The sequence below is a fragment of the Pseudobutyrivibrio sp. 49 genome, assembly GCF_900100545.1.
In the GTDB taxonomy this organism is placed as follows: Bacteria; Bacillota; Clostridia; order Lachnospirales; family Lachnospiraceae; genus Pseudobutyrivibrio.
Window position 1 is genome coordinate 1 of sequence record NZ_FNDP01000018.1, and the last position, 17,010, is coordinate 17,010.

The window sequence follows — 17,010 nt, forward strand, 5'->3', positions numbered from 1 at the left end:
TCTAAAAAGAGGTAACTGTACATAGCCAGTATGTACGAAGCCTTATTCTATCACATACTGTACGGTGCGAAGTATATGTAATTAATATTTAACCGCAAGATACATATCACTCTTACACCGCCTCAGTGTCAATAGTCAGTTTTAACGCAACTTTAGGCTATTAATGATGTCCCAAAAGTTGCATTAACTCTGTCACTGTTCGTAAGTTGGCAATAAAGCTATAATTTACTTATGAGTAAATTATCTTCAGAAGAACAACTTCTTTATCAAAAAACTGAAAACTTGGTTAAGACTAAAATGCCAGCTTTTGCAGGAATTTATTTTAGAACAAATGAAGAATCGATGTCTGCTGGTTCTATCTATGGCTATGCAATTGACATGGTCGCATTTTTTGAATTTATGAGTTCTAGAATGTCATATTCTGTAAAAGATATGAGTATTAAAGACTTTGAGTCTGTTACAGATGCCTTAATTGAAGACTATCTGATAGCATCTCAAACTTGTTGCTTAGGAAATAGATCAATAGCTGCTATTCGTCGCAGATATGCTGTACTACGTTCATTCTATATGTTTTACTATACCCAAAATCTTATAGATAATATTCCAATTTTAAAAGTAAAGCAGCCAAAGTTAGTTAAACAACGTAATTACATGCCTTCAATGGAAGAAAAGTTACAATTATTACAATTTATTTCTGAAGGTACACTTCCATCTACTAGAGCCTCAAATTATCAAAAGAACACTAGAAAAAGAGATTTGGCCATAACTCTTCTACTCGCAGGTGTAGGTCTAAAAATATCTGAATGTGTGATGCTAAATATTAACGATCTCCACCTGGACGAAGGTTATATTGTCGTTAAAAGTAGAAATAACAACATCGTTAATATATCAAGTTCCATCTGCATTGTTCTATCACAATATTTATCTGAACGGCTAGGGATGATTGCAGAATATGGATATGATGATGCCTTATTTTTAAGTCTTCAACGTAAAAGAATTAGCCAAGACTGTATTGAAGAATTTATTAAGAAATACACTACTGCTCTTTTTGGTGAAAGTATAAAAATAGCTCCTAAAGATTTAACGTTATCTTATCGAGAAGATTTATTCTTTGATACAAAAAACATTGCTTTCGCTGCAGATAAATGCGGATGCGACCCATTTACTATATTTAATATCTACAAGGCTGATATTTTAGAATTACAAAGTAATCCAGTTATTTCAAATAGGCTATAGAATTTAATCTATAGCCTATTTTGTTATTTAATATATAATAATTTCAGTTTTCTTCAGATTCAATAAATTCCATGTGTCCAGTATCATAACCACAGTCAACCTTAACTGTAATATCTTTTACCTGTTCATTGTCTAATATTTGGTATGTAAAAGAAAGCTCATTGTTGTCATTCCATGTAAAACTAGGCTTTTCCGAATCATTCCCTGAATAATACCATTCCTTTAACACGCGATTATAATTTGAATCAGTTCCGTCTATAGTATCATTTAAAATAATGCCGTAGCATCCTTTTTCTTCACTAATTACTCCATAGGCTTCATATCTTCCTGTAGAATCTTCTGCCATCTTAATAAGTGCATCAGCATTTTTATCTAATTCTACTGTATTGTTCCATTCTAGTGGCTCAATACCATCTTCTTCGATTCTATCAATTATCGCCATTATAGTTTCATAATCATCGTTTACAGATGATTCCTCGGCCGTATTTGAAGTTTCTGTCACTTCTTGTAAAACTTGTTCCTCGTTACTGCTTTTGGAGTTGTTTCCACAACCTACTAAAATAGTACCAGCTATCAAAATCGGTGCTATTTTTTTCATTTTCCTTATCATAATCAAAATTCTCCCTTAAAAAAAATAATCACAAGAGTATTTATCTGTATCACTCTGAGTAATACAGTTATACCACAGTGCATTATATTTGACAATTAATACAAAATAAAATTGTTATCATATTGTTATCATAAAAGTTTCCCTCGCATAAAGAACCAGGTCATAAATGCCATAGAAATAAGAAAAAAACCGGCAGGTTCAAGAATACTTCCTTGGACACATCGTCTAGGATTCTCTCCATTAATTCTAATCATAAAACGCTCACTTTCATGATTAAAATATCTTCTTTTCTCAAGAAAATACAATCTTCTTTGAGAGCTAGACGTATAATTTATTCCTTCATATTCATAAGTAAAAACAGGATAATACATATAATGTTTATAACGATCATTTGGACTATCCACTTTATCTATATATCTTAGAACCGCTTCTACTTTTACATTACATTCACGTAATGTAGCTAAACCTTTTGCAAATTCTACTGCTAAATCAAAGCAAAATGCAGCTAGACACATGGCTGCCAGCAACATAAAAACTATATTATCGTCAATCATAACTAAATCTTTCCTTTTCCTGCAATAAAAAAGCCAGCTCCATCGATTTTTCTTTGAAAAATCGATAAAACCAGCGAAAATACGCACATTTTTGCCATTTACGTATTTCTTGTATTTTAGTGATGTAGGCGACTCCACGCCTGCATCTGCAAGGCTATTCTAAAAATTTGTGTATTATCTGATAAGATGGTTGAAATTTCTTATAACTTAAACTCAACATGAGTTGTCACATCAACAAATGGAACAACCACTTCCTTGGTAACTTCTAATCGAAGCTCGTTCTGTTTATATGACTTAACTGCTTCCTCATTATCGAAGACTGCCTCCATAGCAACATCTCCATTACTATTTTACATCCCCAGATTTAATGTTTTTTCTATGATTCTGGAGAAATAAAACACCTATCACACAAATAAATCTTCCAACGTGATTATATTTGTAAAGATCCAACTATACTCATTCCTCTTCACTCCAAATGTTGTAATCAATGTATTACGTATGGTTTGCTTTTTAGATATATGTTCCTTAACTAGAGAAACTCTTTCTCGTATCTGCATTTCATACTTTTTATCTACAACAAATTCGTCACTATAAAACTTTGCTTCACACAAATTAATGACATTATCGGCTCTTTCAATTATAAGGTCTATCTGTGCTCCTGCACTATCCTTTCCGCCAGTTTTAGTCCAAACCGTATTATTGGTTTCGATTCCACCAATAGATAATGCATTTTTTATTTGTTTTATATGATTGAAACATATATTTTCAAATGCAACTCCACACCAACTATTTACTGCACTTGAATTTAAATTGTTCTGCCAATAATAACTTCCGACACGATTTTTACCATTTAGAAAATGTAAATAAAAAATACAAAATGGATCTGTTAACCTATAACATTCTTCTCGCTTTCCGTCACCAAATGAAATATATTTAATTGCAAAATCACTGGCAACTATCGCTTCCAAATAATTTGTTAAATCACTTCCACTGGAAATACCAGTTCCTTCAGAAATCTCTTTTCTCGTATATCCACGATTTCTAGTAAAAAGAAATTCTACTATCTGTTTTATCTTTTCTGGATTTGAAAATACAGAAGTAAATAGTCTATCATACTCGCCTTCCAATAGCGGCTTATCAGAAAAGAACAATTCATCTATGTTTTGTGCTAAACTCAGGTCTTCACGAATGTAACCAAGATAATATGGTATTCCACCGAAAACCATATAGCTTTGTGCTATGTTATAACGCGTCAAATCAACATGCTGTGACACAAAATAATCTTCACATTCCTTAAGCGTAAATGGAGATAATTTCATCGTGTAGGTTACTCGATTATATAAGCCACCGTAATTATTCAGCAGCTTATCCTGAATCCAAGAACTAGCACTACCACAAACTATAACCATTACGTTACTATGAGCCGAACACCAACCATTAAAAAATGCCTCAAAAGCAGTTACAAATCCAGATCTTTGTGTATCAAGCCATGGCAACTCATCTATAAATACCACTTGTCTTCCACCGTCATCTTTCGATATAAGCAGCTTTTCAAGCAAGAAAAATGCCTCTAACCAATTCTTTGGTTTTTTCTCGCCTCTTAAACCATACATTTGTAATGAAAGAAAAAAATGGTCTAGTTGTGCCTTTAAAGCGCCGTTGTTCTTAATCTCAATTGGGGATAATCCTGTATGACGAAAAGTAATCCTGTCTTTAAAAGTTTCATTTACAAGATATGTCTTCCCCACACGACGTCTTCCATAAATAACAACAAGTTCTGAGTGATTTCTGTCATATAGTCTATTTAATTCTTTTACTTCTTTTGTTCTTCCAATCATAATTTGATTATATATTTATTCCTCCACAATTGCAATATTTTAATCAATTCTGGGGTAATAAAATGAGTTTATTATTAATTAACTCCCCGCGATAATATTACATACATTAATATAAGACAGTGAAAATCTTGACACAAACAAAAATACCACCTGTAAAAAAGATGGTATTTTACTTAATCAATATCTACTTCATAAAAGCTCCAGCCAAATCTTTGTCTCCACCTAACTGCTTAACAATATCTTTTATATCTGCCATTGAAAAATCCCCCTCTCACTGACAACAATCTATAGTTTCTATGCATATTATAGTGTTATATGCCTTATTTGTGCAATAATGAGTATTAAAGTTGCAAATGTCCCGTATTTGCTTATAATAATTCATAAATAACAACAATATCGTATATATTAAGCCTTCTTACAAAGGACCTTGGATGTGTGTGTCTTTCTCTCCCTTGTAATAAGGCTTTTTATTTGCAAAAAAAGGCTGCCCGCCAGCAGCCATTTATAGGGAGAATGAATATATGAAAAAGTTTTCAATCGCTCTTGCGATGATGGTATATTATTCCACTTGAATGTATTTCATCTGATTACAATGTGAAAACTAGCTGAAACTTAAAAAATGTATACTTAACTCTTTATTGATAACAAGGCGTTGTTTCTCCTAAGATATATTTTCCATTTGCATAAATGTACACACAGTTATTTATATTACAGTTTAATCTGCCTCTTCTTCATATTTCTCACGAAGTTCTTTTAAATGTCTATTCCACACCTCTTCTGCAGGTGAAATATCAATGCGATGCGTATCAAATTCGTTTTCTTCAATTATAATCACTCTGATTTCACATTTGTTTAGTTTATAATATCCAGCATTCATTAACTTTTCCATTATTTCATCTACAATTTCTTCATCCATCGTCCAATGTAAATTGTCTCGTTCATCATCATTTAAAATTTTTTCTGCCAACTCGATTAATTATTTATCCTCATACTCCCCAATATAATTTGATAACTCATAATCAAATCGAGCTCTAACTTCTTCTTCTGTCATTGTATCGATGACGTGTGCATCGATGCCATAATATAAGTTTTTCATTCTATCACCTCTTATAAATATTCTTTCCTAACATATTTGTCTTAACATGCAATACAACTATCAATTGATGATAGTAATACTAGCTGTTTAAATAGATCCGTGGGCGCAACAATTATTTTTTTATTATCGTAATCCTTATAAAAGCAATGGCTCCATGGTATTTTTATGGATTCTATTTCGTCTTCGTGAATGTATTCAACATTAATGATACAACGTTCATCCATGTCATCTTCTCTGCTAAATACCGAATCAATTACAATCCTCTTTTCAACAGAAACCAATTCTTTACAATCTATTGCCCTTATTTTATATGTCCTACAAGTGGGACTGTTTCTAATTGATGATAATAGGGCATCGAATACAAGATTCTGTTCTGGCGTAAGTTTGTTTTTCATCGATACTATGACCGTATCCGACTTACCTGCAGTACTTAATTCTTCCAATGCTTTGTTTCCACTACTAATCACATTTAAAAAAGCCACCGCTCCTTCCATTGGTTTTTCAGTCGTCAAATCTAACGCTTCTATTATTGTCATATTCTTCCTCCTTGGATTTACTTCATTAATTCAACTCCACATATTTATATAGGTTCCGTTAAATTTTTAACGACCATGTTTTTTGCATAAACTTTATTTATTTTTACTAATTAATGTATACAAAACGCATAAAATCCCTTTGTAAATAGGTGTTTATTACTCTAATTGCCAATAATGCCCTTTTTAAAGAAGTCTCCAAATCCTGCTTTTTTTCACTGATATTTACGACAGAGTTGCATCATTCTGTCGCATTGATATCTCCGACAAAATAAAGGTACAAATCCTTGTAAATCAGTATGGTTTACCTAGAAGGAAACCTCAAAGCTAACCTTTTTTCATTCGAGACAAACCCCAAAGTCCATATTTAATTCATGCGAATGAAACCCATTCGTAAATAAAATATAGGAGGCCGTAAAATGGCTACAAAAGAAAATAAAACGCGTGATACCATCACGCCAACAAAATGGGCTCAAAGAGCCAACGAAGGTGACTGGGAAGAATTGATTAAGGATCGCATCTACTTAGACAAGGAGGTCTTCATGACCAAGTATGGTTTTTCAGCGAGTGGCGTAGCTCCACATGTAGTCGACTATCTTCTAAAGGAAAGAAAGTCAAGACTCCCTGAAGCCGAACAATCAACTAATCATATTCTTACATATTCTATGCCAACCTCATCTTTCAAAAAGAACACCTTTCCTTTAACTGAAGATACTTACGAGGCTTTTAAAGCAAAAGCTACCGATCTTCACCGAACATATGGATATGAAGTACGCTATTGCATGGATTCTATCGTGCGAGCAGGTATAGAATACTATTCTTGACTTATTGTCATGCAGTTAGGACCGTATATGCTACGGTCCTCTTTTTTGTGTAACACCTACCTTAGTGTATATACACAAAGCCTAATTCTTATCAAAAGGACTCTTGTAAGGGGTTCTTTTCCTATGTTTTCGTTCCTTTGTGTTACACAAGGCTTTGTGTAACCAATGTGTAAACCAAGCTTCTCCGCTGCGATTAATCCGAATCCCTTTCCACATTTCCTACGCCATCCACCCCACTATTTCGATTCCAATCTCCTGCAGCTCATTATCCTTTTTACAAAAAAGGTGTTACACGTTTAAACGTGTATCTAGTGTGTAATCCGACTTCTCGTTACGATTCTACCGCATCAAAAAAAGAGCTCATCCAAAGAGCTCTATTTCTAATCCACCGTCACAGGTATTCCGAAACTAATTTCATTCGAGTCAGAGTGTAGATTACATATTTAATTAGAGCCAAGTTAATAGCCTCTCCTTCGGCTCGACATCTCCGGTCCAGTTAATAGAGGCCAGAACATTTTAGTCTCCAACTAAACTATTGCAGTCAAAGCTGGTCCGGAATACTTTGTTATAACAAAAGCGCAATGCTTTTATAAAAAACTAAATACATCTAATACGACCATTAAACCTGATACTAACATCTTCGGCCTGAATTAAACGGACCGATTCAACCGAGCCGTTATCCTCGTCCCCCTTAAATAAAAGCTTGTCTAGGAGCAAACCTACGAGGAACCCTACCGAGATTAGTTATACGCTCTGTTAGCTTCAGTTACTATAGCAATCGGATTCAATTCAACACCATCTGCATCACGGACCAACCGGCGCGGGATATACTGCACCGAATTACTTTCAGCATTATACTCTGCTGCGAAATACAGACGACACTTAGCACCTGTATCGTCTCTCCACTGCGTTAATATTGAGGTGAAAAGAATCGCGCCATTTTCAATTGGACTGTTGACGAGGTATCCCCAGGCTAAATCTTCTATAGACGCAAAATCGATATAAGTATGATTCTGCACCGCAATCTCCTGCGCCTGGAATAAATCAGTGATGGTTTTACTTGTTCGTTTATTGAAGCGCGGTGTGGTCGGTGCCGGAGAAGGAGCTGGTATTGAATCAATATCTACATCGAGTTCTGTTCCGTGCAAGACAATGTCGATATATTTACCATCTCGCATAACGATAGAAAGATCTACCATGGCCTTACAATTTGGGCACCATTGATACGCATGGATAAAACCCGTTTCATTTTCTAAGCCGATAAAATTATAATTATCAAAAAGCTCATACTGTGAATCAGTGATTCTTACTATTGCGACACCATCTTTAAACGAATGTATTCCACAATACGGGCAGAATATATCTTTTCGAATAAAAAACTCATCGTAGTGACAACCCATGGTCTCCTAATGTCATATTCTTTTATGTATTTGACGTTCTTCTTTTCTCTTTTTTTGATTATTACATTCGCCAGCCAAATCCGGATATACCGAAGCTATCTTTTCCAGCATTGATTCGACAACATTCTGGTATGCAACGCCACATCCGATATTCCCCTTTAATTCAGACAGATACGCATCATAATCAGTTAGTTCATGACGAATATAGTTAACCGTCCAGCGATTTTTAGTTTCATCATCAATATCTCCATATGCACTGGGAACATAATCATAGTCACCTCGTACCTCAGCTTTATATGCTTGATACTCAATTCCTTCTTCGTAAGCTCTGCGTCGCAATTCTTCGATTGGTAAAATCGGTATATTAATTGAAGATACATAATCCAATGCTTTTTGAAGTGTTTTTGTTCTTTTTGTATCTGCCGCTTTTCTCGCGGCTACCGAACGAGTTCTTTTCCTTGCCGCCATACTTTTATATTCTTCAGTATCCATAACAACTAACACTGTCTCTTTTTCCCACAGTTGCATCTTGGAACCTGAACTATAATGAGGATTAACCTTTTCTATTGGCTCTGGTAGAAGCTCATCGATCATCTTTTGATTAAACCCATATTCTTCTTTTAACTTAGTTTTTGTTAATAATTCGGGATTTTTATCTTTTATAGACACAGCAATCCCCCCTATCCAGCAAAACACGATAGCCTTTTTCGAGTAGCTTAGTAGCCATATTGATTACTATGGTAGTCTTTCCAACGCCACCACGCCTATTACCAATTAATACTACTGACATTATATTATTCTCCTTATCCAACTAAAAATTCGTCAACGAAATGCTCAAAGTCCTGACGGATTCCCACGTGAGAATCCGCTTCAATCAGAAACTTATTTTCCCATTGTAAATCGCTCATCAAATAAGAATCTCGTACTGAATTCTCAAATATTGTAACGTTTTCTAGCTGTTCTATTTCGTTCACATATTTCCTGAATAGATTAATATTTCCGTTACACTCATCGACTTTATTCAACAATATTGTAGTTGTTAATTTGCTATTATAATCTCCTTTTATTCCCTCTAAATATTGAAGGTAATCTTCAATTTGATCGACAAAATAATGGGACTTTGCACTTACTGGGATAATAATCTCATCAGCTGCAGCCTCAAAAACCATATTCTGATCAGGAGTTCTTACCGCAGCATCTATAATCACATAATTATATTTTTCTTCTTTCTTTTTAAGTTCGTCCAATAAATGTTCAGCCGGCAACCTTAAAGTGGGTTTAAAATAAAAACCTCTAGATTTATCTCCAGCGATATAATCAAAAAAAACTCCTTCTTGTATTACCTCGTCCAATGGTAACGAATCCATCAAAAAATCAGTAATAGTGGCTACTTTGACATCTTCTTTGTTCTCTCTACGGTGGAGTATCCGCGTAGATTCACAAAAAAGATCTCCATCAATTAATAGTACTCCATACCCTCGACTGTTAAGACTTGCAGCCAGATTTACGGCAATACTAGTCTTTCCAACTCCCCCCTGTGGATTCCCAATCATTACAATTTTCATTAAATTATCCTCCTAATAAAATCCCTTATAGGGTTATTCTTTGCGGGTTTAATCTGAGCAGTATTAATACGTGCCACTTTATTCTTCGCTTGATTAATCGAATCATTCTTGATAGTAACGATACTATACTGGCGGCAGAGTTTATCGGCACGGGTATTGCCGGTCCGAGGAATACGTGATATTGTAATTGACTTAAATTGATTTACAATTCCATAAGCGTACTTTTCATCAATCCATCTTTTTTGTGCAGCTTGCGAATCGATTTTAAAAACTACTTTCCCGTGATAGTGATATTTGGACAGCAACTTAAACAACACATATTCCATCGCCTCAATTGTAATCAGTTCAACATGAACAATCTCTGCGGATGGTTGAATTCCAGATTCTATTATTCTAGTATCCATCCGTTTTTCTTTCTTTATATTTCCCTCGCAGATAATATAAGAAAACATGCCCACTGTATAAAATTGATCTAATGGACTTGGTTTAATCGTCTCGTCTATGAATACTGTCACAACTTGTGTATTGATATCTCGTATTTCCCATGGAAATCCGTTTCTACGGTAATACGCTAATATAACATCTTTTAAAGGTTGTTGTAGTACTTTTCTTCTTTCTTTTTCATTCCGTAAGACAACCAATACATCATCAGTAGATAATCTATTCTTGCGATTAATTAATCCCATTATTAATGCAACTTCAGCTCTAATGATTAATACAACCAATCCACTATATAATCTATCTACCTCCTGCGATACCAATTCTGGATGACGTTTTTTTATCAAATTGAATTGATGATAATTTGATTTAGCTTTTTGAATCTTCTCAGGGCTCAGCCGTTCAATTGGCCTATTCAATTGGTTATATCGCTTTGGTAGTTTGCCGATGATTCCTTTGAGTAATCGGATATCTGACGCTAACGGTAACTCCTTTGGTTTGCTAATTTTTGTAATATCGTTGATTGCTGTCTCAACCAGTTGTTCTATCTCATTCATTATCTTCTTCCCTTGGTACAGATAGCTCATTGATATCTCTACAATGATATATATGCATCATCTTAATTAACGTTGATCCAGGAGGGTCCGTCTGTCCTTGTTCATAATGATAAATACTTTCAAAGTTTTTTAGGTTCAACTGTCTAGCTACATCATCCGCCTTTAACTTGTTCTTTTTTCTTAGCCGTCGCAAATTTGCCCCAACCTCTTGTTTATTAACGTGAATAATAAGTAATCCCCTCCCTTTTGAATTTATGATACATATTATATAACTCTGATATAATACTTTCAATAATTATATTATATTTGTTTTTGTATCTATATAGTGATTTATTATCAGCCCTATATCACTTCTTATATTCCTATAAATCACACATATATACGCACTAATCGCACGTACATATTACAGTATTAATCAAAATATAAATATTGAATGTATAGTTCAATATAGGCTATTCTATTAATATCAATATTCTTAAAATCTATAATATGAAAGGAGATAAAATTGAAATATATTGAAGCATACCGATTATTAAAAAGCCAAATATCCACTGATATACCATCTAGATATAGAATTAGATATAAAGCCAGTAAGAGCTCAAATTCAATTATTATAGGAGGCGTAGGCTTTGATGCCGTTACATTAAGTGGATTAGAAGTTAAAGATTTTGTACCAAAAGTACCCGTATTAGAAAACTCTTTTTTAGATTCATCTGGAAATTCATATCTAAAACATCCAGATATAGATGATTATACTGTTCGTTGCAAAGGCGATTTTTATTTTTTAAAATTGAGTGTCCAAAAAAATCAAACAGTCTGTAAACTAGATCTTAGACACATACAAGATGGATCCAATCTAACAAATATTAATCTTGAACAATTAAAAGAATCATATAATAGAGCTGTTAAATCAATTAAAGAATATTATGGAATTGAAATCATATCGCCAATTGATGAATTAAGAATAAAAAAAGCAGAATTAAATGTTACTTTCCCTTTGATTCGACCATTTGACGAATACTCAAGAGTTTTTCAAATAATGAGCTTCGCTCTCTCTCAGATTAAGAAGCCATCCGTAGCTAATAAAGATACCGTTGGAAGTTTTGGAACTTGGGTAAATGGAAAGTTAAAAGAAGGAACTAATTATTTGATAAAAGGAGCTACTCTTTCTGTAAAATCCTATAACAAAACAGAAGAGCTGCTCTCAAAGAATGAGAAAACACTTGATTGTGATTGCTGCCGTTTAGAAATAACAGCAAGCGAGCAGACTCTACGTCAGGTACCCCCAAAACCTATTCTAGAAGTAAGATATAAAGATTTAACAGACGAAGATATAAAAGTTTATTTCCATAACTACTTTGAACAAATATTTAATTATATTGATACATATTTTAAAGAACGATTAGATTCTTTGATTGCCACTTCAGCCTATCATGCTAATAGGACTGGTGCTAATCGAGACGAATTATTATCAGCGATATTAAATACTACCTTTAAAAAAAGCCTCAGACTTGATCCTGATACTTTGATTGAAGATATACTCAATACATTTTTTATTTTTGAGGCACAAACGCACCGCCCTCTTCTATTTGATATTGATGACTTATTAGAAGTAGATTCAGCATTTGGTATGACTGGCTTTACACTTGATGAATTCAAACGAACTATTCTAACTCTGAAGAAACAGCCTGAACGTTTTAATGAAGCCATTCATTCGTATATAGATCAACGTATTTTATTAGATGAAATCAGAACATGCTCAACTGTTGACCATGAATTCTTTTGTATTTCTGATGTGGATTCCAATAGATATCTATGTGTTGAACCCGAGTCTACCACTAAAGATGATCTCATATGTCAATCAATTGATACAGACCAAGATATTCATTCAAAGGCTATTTTTAAAACTCCAAGTGATAAATATTATTTGAGAGTTCTTCTCAAGAACATGGTTCCAGCTGGTGAAATAAATCCCAATTATTCTAAGTGGATTGGATTAGAACTCCCTGAATACACAGTAGGTGTTAGAGCCATTCCTGAACGCGTAGCAATGAAATGCTCGATTCTTGCAGAGCTTGGAAATCACGGTTGGGAATATCCGAAACGATTAAATGCTATTTGGCCTGGAGTCAATCCAGAGGCAACAATATCCGATGAGGAGCTAGAATATATAGTTAATCCAAATGGTCTACAAGATATCGACTATACTGATACAGAAATTAAAGCTGATGAATATGATGAATTGTTAAATGAAGACTCTGAATCAATCCTAGAAGATATGTATTATACTTTTTAAATTAAAAAGAGACGCAAATGCTAAAAAAAGCAATTTTGCGTCTCTCTTGTTTTATTTTTTATTAAATAAAAGATCATCCCAATCAACACCGTTGTAGTCTCTTTGCTGGAAATTATTAAAATTGTTTTTTGACTTCTTCGTTTCCTTGTCTCCGCTTTGTTGAGGAGCCGTAACACCATCTTGAATCATTCGGCAGAGGTAAGCTACCACGTTATCGATTGAGTCAAGTTCCTTGTTATCGATACGACTTTTAAGTACTGGAAGAATTGGCATTAAGTCCATGGCATTTTTATTATTTCGTTTCACGCATTGATAAATCTTTACTTTATCATCTTCGTTAAAGTTTATTCCAGTCACTGATAACATTGATGAAACTTGTTCCTGAAGTGGATCTATTTCCTTTGTTTCAATTTCTAGTATCTCTGTTGCAGTTGATTCAATATAATTCTTCTGTTTTATAGTAAACTCAAAACCTGCATGCTTGCCACGAACATAGACGTTGTCGTATTCAAATGTAAAATCACACTCTTCGACACTATTAATGCTATCTCTAGCAGGAACAAGGACTCGTCTTTCAATATCAGCTTTCTTATATGATTCTGGAATTGAAAATTGATGTTTTATTTCCTCATTGCTCAATCTAAAAAATCCTGGCTGCGCTCCTGGGTATTCTCTATAGTTCTTCTTGTTCTCCAAAAACCAATACAAAGCAATTGTATATTTCCCCTGAAGCTGTGTTGTTACTTCTATGGCTCCATATGCGCCATGAACAAGCTGGGAACATAATGCTAAATCTTTAAAAAAGTCCGATGGTGCAAATTCAATGTATGCATTCTCTCCCTTTTTGGGATTATGATACCTCAAGATGTTAAACCAAGGAACCTTTATAGAATCCTCCCCATCAGGGCCCAAACCATCAAAAACTAAATGTCTATCACTTAATTTTCCAGTTCCCTTTCTAAATACAGAATACAAGTATTTGTCATCGGCATATTTTGCGAATTTCTTAAAATCTGCAGGTTCAATCTTATATGTTTTGTTTTCCGGAAACGAAGACATTGTACCAAGAATCGCATCAAACACAATATTTTCATCGGCAGTAAACTCCATCTTACAATGCATAATTAATGCATCTGTACGATATGCGATTCCAATGCCTCCTTTTTTTAGCGGATTCTTATTATCTTGGAGTGCTAATAGCTTCAATAGTGTTTCGTGCGAATTATCATTGAATGTTTCAACTAAGTTGTCAACTGATATAGCACCTTTGACATACTGTTTCAATTTAATTTCGTCTTCTTCTATTACAGCCACACCATATTCATCAACTACATCACTTCTAATCTCATCTGGATCTGTCACATTTCCCATTGCTGTTGCTACGGTTTGATGCTCCATTTGACCTAAATTATGTGTTAAAGGATAATCTTCAATAAATTCTCCCGTAACGCTATCAACTTTCCTGTAAACCCCGTTACTATCTTTACGTTTGATACTCATTTTAGCCTTTCTCCCTATAATGATGACGTGACAAATAAATGTCACGTCATCATTATAATTAACACTAGATGCTATTTCAAGTTATTTTGGTGTGTTTTTTGTCACTTATTATGACAAACGTTTCATTTGTCATCACATTGAATTATGCGTTCAATAATAAGGTTTCGTTGTTTTTTTCGCTAAATGTATAACATTAGTTTATGACAGGTGTGGGATTTGTCATAAACGGTGTGTTTTTTGTCACCCTTTTCACATAAATACCATATTTATAGGATTTATAGGGTGTGTTTTTTGTCATCGTTTTTCCCTGATATGTCACATCGCTTTTTTGTCATGAATGGTGTGTTTTTTGTCGTCACTTTATAATAAATGCTTTAAAATCAACGTTTTTCGGTGATATCATTCTCTGTCAAAAGTATTAGTTATGACACGCGGATGATTTGTCACGGGTGGTGTGTTTTTTGTCATACCATGGTGTGAAATCTGTCACCTTTGGTGTAAAATCTGTCGCTTACTGGTGTGAAATCTGTCACGATTTGGTGTTTTTTTTGTCACATAAAAAACCTCGCAACCCGCATATTTACTGGATTTTTTAGCCTCTACTATACATCTATACATAACTATACTTTATTCTATACATTCTATCTCCCAAGACAGAAAAAAACAGCCACCGATAAAGCAGCTGTTTTGTATTTTATTTTTCGCAAGCTTTTAATACTTTGTTAGCATATTCAATTAAATCTTTAGCTTGTTGAGCAATGAGTTCTTTTTTGTCTTCAGGAATAGTAACGTTATCTTCATAGTATGGTAAAGATGAAAAAGCTTTAAATACTTGACTTGTCTTTTTAGGTAGTACCTTTTTTTCTTGTTTCTCTTTGGTATCAGAATCTTTTGTCAAACTTTCTAATATGGTATCTATTACGGCTGTTGTTATTTCTCCATCATTAAGATCATTAAAAGATTTTATGAAGAGTTTTTCCTTTCCCTCGGGAATTTTATTGCAACTATCTAACAGATAAACAAAAGGAATGTCTTCTCGTTTAAACAAATCTTGAAGATTAGTATCAATCTTTAGAATCTGCTTATACCTACGCTGCATTGCTCCTTTATACCCAAACTTACGTTCGATTGCCTCTGTTACCTTTTTCTCGCCTTTTCTTCTTAGTAGATTTTCATATTCTACTAGTTGTTTAGCTATATAATATGGTCGCGGAGTTCTTTGAGAGTTCATGAAAATTAGGCGCTCTATACGCTCCTCTTTTGTTGGTTCTGGACCAGAGATAACGCATGTAATCTTCTTCTCTCCTTTTTTCTTTGATGCCAATAATCTTTGATTACCAGCATAGCATAGATATCTTCCGCCCTTTCTTGTATATACATAGATGACTGAGTTGTTACCGATTTCATCAAAACTTTGCTCAATTTTATACATATCTTCATATCCAAAGAGCTCTTCATTGACGTCGTCTGTATCAATGAGTTCAATATCAATATCTTCTATGCGTTTATCCGTTTTTAAAGATTTTCTGTCGCTTATATCATTGGTTAAATCTTTTAGATTCAATCCACCCTTCTGCTGCTCTAATTTTTGAGCAAATTTATTTACTCTTTCTGCCATTGTATTCTCCTTAATTATTTGTTGTTTCAGCTATAATTGCATCCGCAACTTTTGAATACTCTAATGAAGATATATGAGCTGGTTTTCTGATTGATACTGGAATACCATCAATTTCTCCCTTAGTTACCTCAACGGAATTTGGAATCTCAGCCAAAACATTGTATTCGTTTTCAAGTAGTTCTGTTATATCTTTACTGTCATTATTGCGAGCGATTTTTGTGATGATAATACCAAAGAATTTAGTGTCATATTCATATAAAGATATAGCTCTTGAAATTACTTTACAGTAATATTCTAAACCTTTGAGCGCTTGGTATCCGGGTTCAACGCAGCCAATAATATAATCTGAAGCTGCGATGTCATTAATGGATATAATACCAAGAGATGGAAGACAATCGATACAAATATAGTCATATTCTTTATCAATCTTTTTGAGTATGTTTTTTATAAGACGGTCATTTCCAGGACGTGAAACAAATTCTAAATCTCCATTTGCCATTGTAATGTCTGTTGGCAAAATGGAGAGCGTTCCATCTTCATTTAGTGGGACGATACACTTGTGTATGTCCAGTGCTCCATCTGTGTCATATAGTAAAGATGCTAAGTTTTGCCCCTCATAGTCTTCAGGCACCAAGCCTGAAATAATTGTTAATGAAGCCTGTGGGTCTGAATCAACCATTAAGACCTTATACCCTCTTTTTGAAAGTTGCGCAGAAACGTTGATTGTGTCTGTACTTTTTCCACAACCACCTTTCTGGTTGCCAAAAATTATAGTTTTTGCCATATTATTCTCCTTATAAACGCTAATGGATTAGCATAATTGTTAAATAAATAACAATGCTGCTAATTGATTAGCGTTTTTATTTCATAAAAATAGTTTAACAAAAACTATTTCATTTTCAAGAAAAATGGACGATTTTATGGTTAAAAATAAAATTTGATACG

General features: G+C 33.9%; 18 protein-coding genes. 3 read left to right on the plus strand and 15 right to left on the minus strand.

The features are described 5' to 3' along the window. The first annotated feature begins 231 nt into the window (after window positions 1–231). Complete coding sequence (locus BLP54_RS12595) at window positions 232–1,236, plus strand: tyrosine-type recombinase/integrase (protein WP_090170213.1); 1,005 nt, start codon at window positions 232–234, stop codon at window positions 1,234–1,236. A gap of 43 nt (window positions 1,237–1,279) precedes the next feature. Here BLP54_RS12595 and BLP54_RS12600 read toward each other — a convergent pair whose 3' ends face one another. The 6 genes from BLP54_RS12600 to BLP54_RS12620 all read right to left on the minus strand — a co-directional run bounded on the left by BLP54_RS12600 (window position 1,280) and on the right by BLP54_RS12620 (window position 5,870). Continuing rightward, window positions 1,280–1,846, minus strand: a complete 567-nt coding sequence (locus BLP54_RS12600) for a hypothetical protein (RefSeq protein WP_090170215.1) — start codon at window positions 1,844–1,846, stop codon at window positions 1,280–1,282. Window positions 1,847–1,974: 128 nt separating this feature from the next. Beyond that, entirely contained in the window at window positions 1,975–2,400 is a 426-nt protein-coding gene (locus tag BLP54_RS12605; RefSeq protein ID WP_072919581.1) for a hypothetical protein, read from the minus strand. A 200-nt stretch (window positions 2,401–2,600) separates the two neighbouring features. After that, window positions 2,601–2,729: a hypothetical protein gene (locus tag BLP54_RS16260; RefSeq protein ID WP_278335363.1), complete on the minus strand. Its 129-nt coding sequence runs from the start codon at window positions 2,727–2,729 to the stop codon at window positions 2,601–2,603. Between the two features lie 75 nt (window positions 2,730–2,804). After that, window positions 2,805–4,238 (minus strand): AAA family ATPase, encoded by a 1,434-nt coding sequence (locus BLP54_RS12610; protein WP_090170217.1) that lies wholly within the window; start codon window positions 4,236–4,238, stop codon window positions 2,805–2,807. A 715-nt stretch (window positions 4,239–4,953) separates the two neighbouring features. Next, window positions 4,954–5,205, minus strand: a complete 252-nt coding sequence (locus BLP54_RS12615; RefSeq protein WP_090170219.1) for a hypothetical protein — start codon at window positions 5,203–5,205, stop codon at window positions 4,954–4,956. Window positions 5,206–5,375: 170 nt separating this feature from the next. After that, window positions 5,376–5,870: a hypothetical protein gene (locus tag BLP54_RS12620; protein WP_090170221.1), complete on the minus strand. Its 495-nt coding sequence runs from the start codon at window positions 5,868–5,870 to the stop codon at window positions 5,376–5,378. A 416-nt stretch (window positions 5,871–6,286) separates the two neighbouring features. Here BLP54_RS12620 and BLP54_RS12625 point away from each other — a divergent pair, with 416 nt between their 5' ends. Continuing rightward, a complete protein-coding gene (locus tag BLP54_RS12625) occupies window positions 6,287–6,691 on the plus strand; it encodes a hypothetical protein (RefSeq protein ID WP_090170223.1) in 405 nt (134 codons plus the stop codon). 740 nt (window positions 6,692–7,431) lie between these two features. On the opposite strand, the gene BLP54_RS12630 is transcribed toward BLP54_RS12625, so the two are convergent. From BLP54_RS12630 to BLP54_RS16405, 6 genes are read right to left on the minus strand one after another with little or no spacing between them, the layout of a single operon-like run. Further along, window positions 7,432–8,091 (minus strand): hypothetical protein, encoded by a 660-nt coding sequence (locus tag BLP54_RS12630; RefSeq protein ID WP_090170225.1) that lies wholly within the window; start codon window positions 8,089–8,091, stop codon window positions 7,432–7,434. Between the two features lie 12 nt (window positions 8,092–8,103). After that, window positions 8,104–8,760, minus strand: a complete 657-nt coding sequence (locus BLP54_RS12635; protein WP_090170227.1) for a hypothetical protein — start codon at window positions 8,758–8,760, stop codon at window positions 8,104–8,106. Continuing rightward, window positions 8,744–8,881, minus strand: a complete 138-nt coding sequence (locus BLP54_RS12640) for an AAA family ATPase (protein WP_090170229.1) — start codon at window positions 8,879–8,881, stop codon at window positions 8,744–8,746. Before BLP54_RS12640 ends, BLP54_RS12635 begins: the two co-directional genes overlap by 17 nt. Window positions 8,882–8,894: 13 nt before the next feature. Continuing rightward, complete coding sequence (locus BLP54_RS12645; protein ID WP_090170231.1) at window positions 8,895–9,656, minus strand: ParA family protein; 762 nt, start codon at window positions 9,654–9,656, stop codon at window positions 8,895–8,897. Next, on the minus strand, window positions 9,656–10,651 hold the full coding sequence (locus tag BLP54_RS12650) for a hypothetical protein (RefSeq protein ID WP_090170234.1): 996 nt from the start codon (window positions 10,649–10,651) through the stop codon (window positions 9,656–9,658). Before BLP54_RS12650 ends, BLP54_RS12645 begins: the two co-directional genes overlap by 1 nt. Continuing rightward, complete coding sequence (locus BLP54_RS16405; protein ID WP_090170236.1) at window positions 10,644–10,943, minus strand: helix-turn-helix domain-containing protein; 300 nt, start codon at window positions 10,941–10,943, stop codon at window positions 10,644–10,646. The genes BLP54_RS12650 and BLP54_RS16405 overlap by 8 nt, the downstream gene beginning before the upstream one ends. A 213-nt stretch (window positions 10,944–11,156) precedes the next feature. Between BLP54_RS16405 and BLP54_RS12660 the strand changes: the two genes are divergently transcribed. Beyond that, on the plus strand, window positions 11,157–12,947 hold the full coding sequence (locus tag BLP54_RS12660) for a hypothetical protein (protein ID WP_090170238.1): 1,791 nt from the start codon (window positions 11,157–11,159) through the stop codon (window positions 12,945–12,947). 51 nt (window positions 12,948–12,998) lie between these two features. Here BLP54_RS12660 and BLP54_RS12665 read toward each other — a convergent pair whose 3' ends face one another. From BLP54_RS12665 to BLP54_RS12675, 3 genes are all read right to left on the minus strand, one after another. Beyond that, window positions 12,999–14,447: a replication initiation protein gene (locus tag BLP54_RS12665; RefSeq protein ID WP_090170240.1), complete on the minus strand. Its 1,449-nt coding sequence runs from the start codon at window positions 14,445–14,447 to the stop codon at window positions 12,999–13,001. A gap of 694 nt (window positions 14,448–15,141) precedes the next feature. Then, the gene (locus BLP54_RS12670; protein WP_090170242.1) at window positions 15,142–16,065 is read right to left on the minus strand and encodes a ParB N-terminal domain-containing protein; all 924 of its coding nucleotides are present in this window, start codon (window positions 16,063–16,065) and stop codon (window positions 15,142–15,144) included. Between the two features lie 10 nt (window positions 16,066–16,075). Beyond that, the gene (locus tag BLP54_RS12675) at window positions 16,076–16,849 is read right to left on the minus strand and encodes a ParA family protein (protein WP_090170244.1); all 774 of its coding nucleotides are present in this window, start codon (window positions 16,847–16,849) and stop codon (window positions 16,076–16,078) included. Window positions 16,850–17,010: the final 161 nt, after the last annotated feature.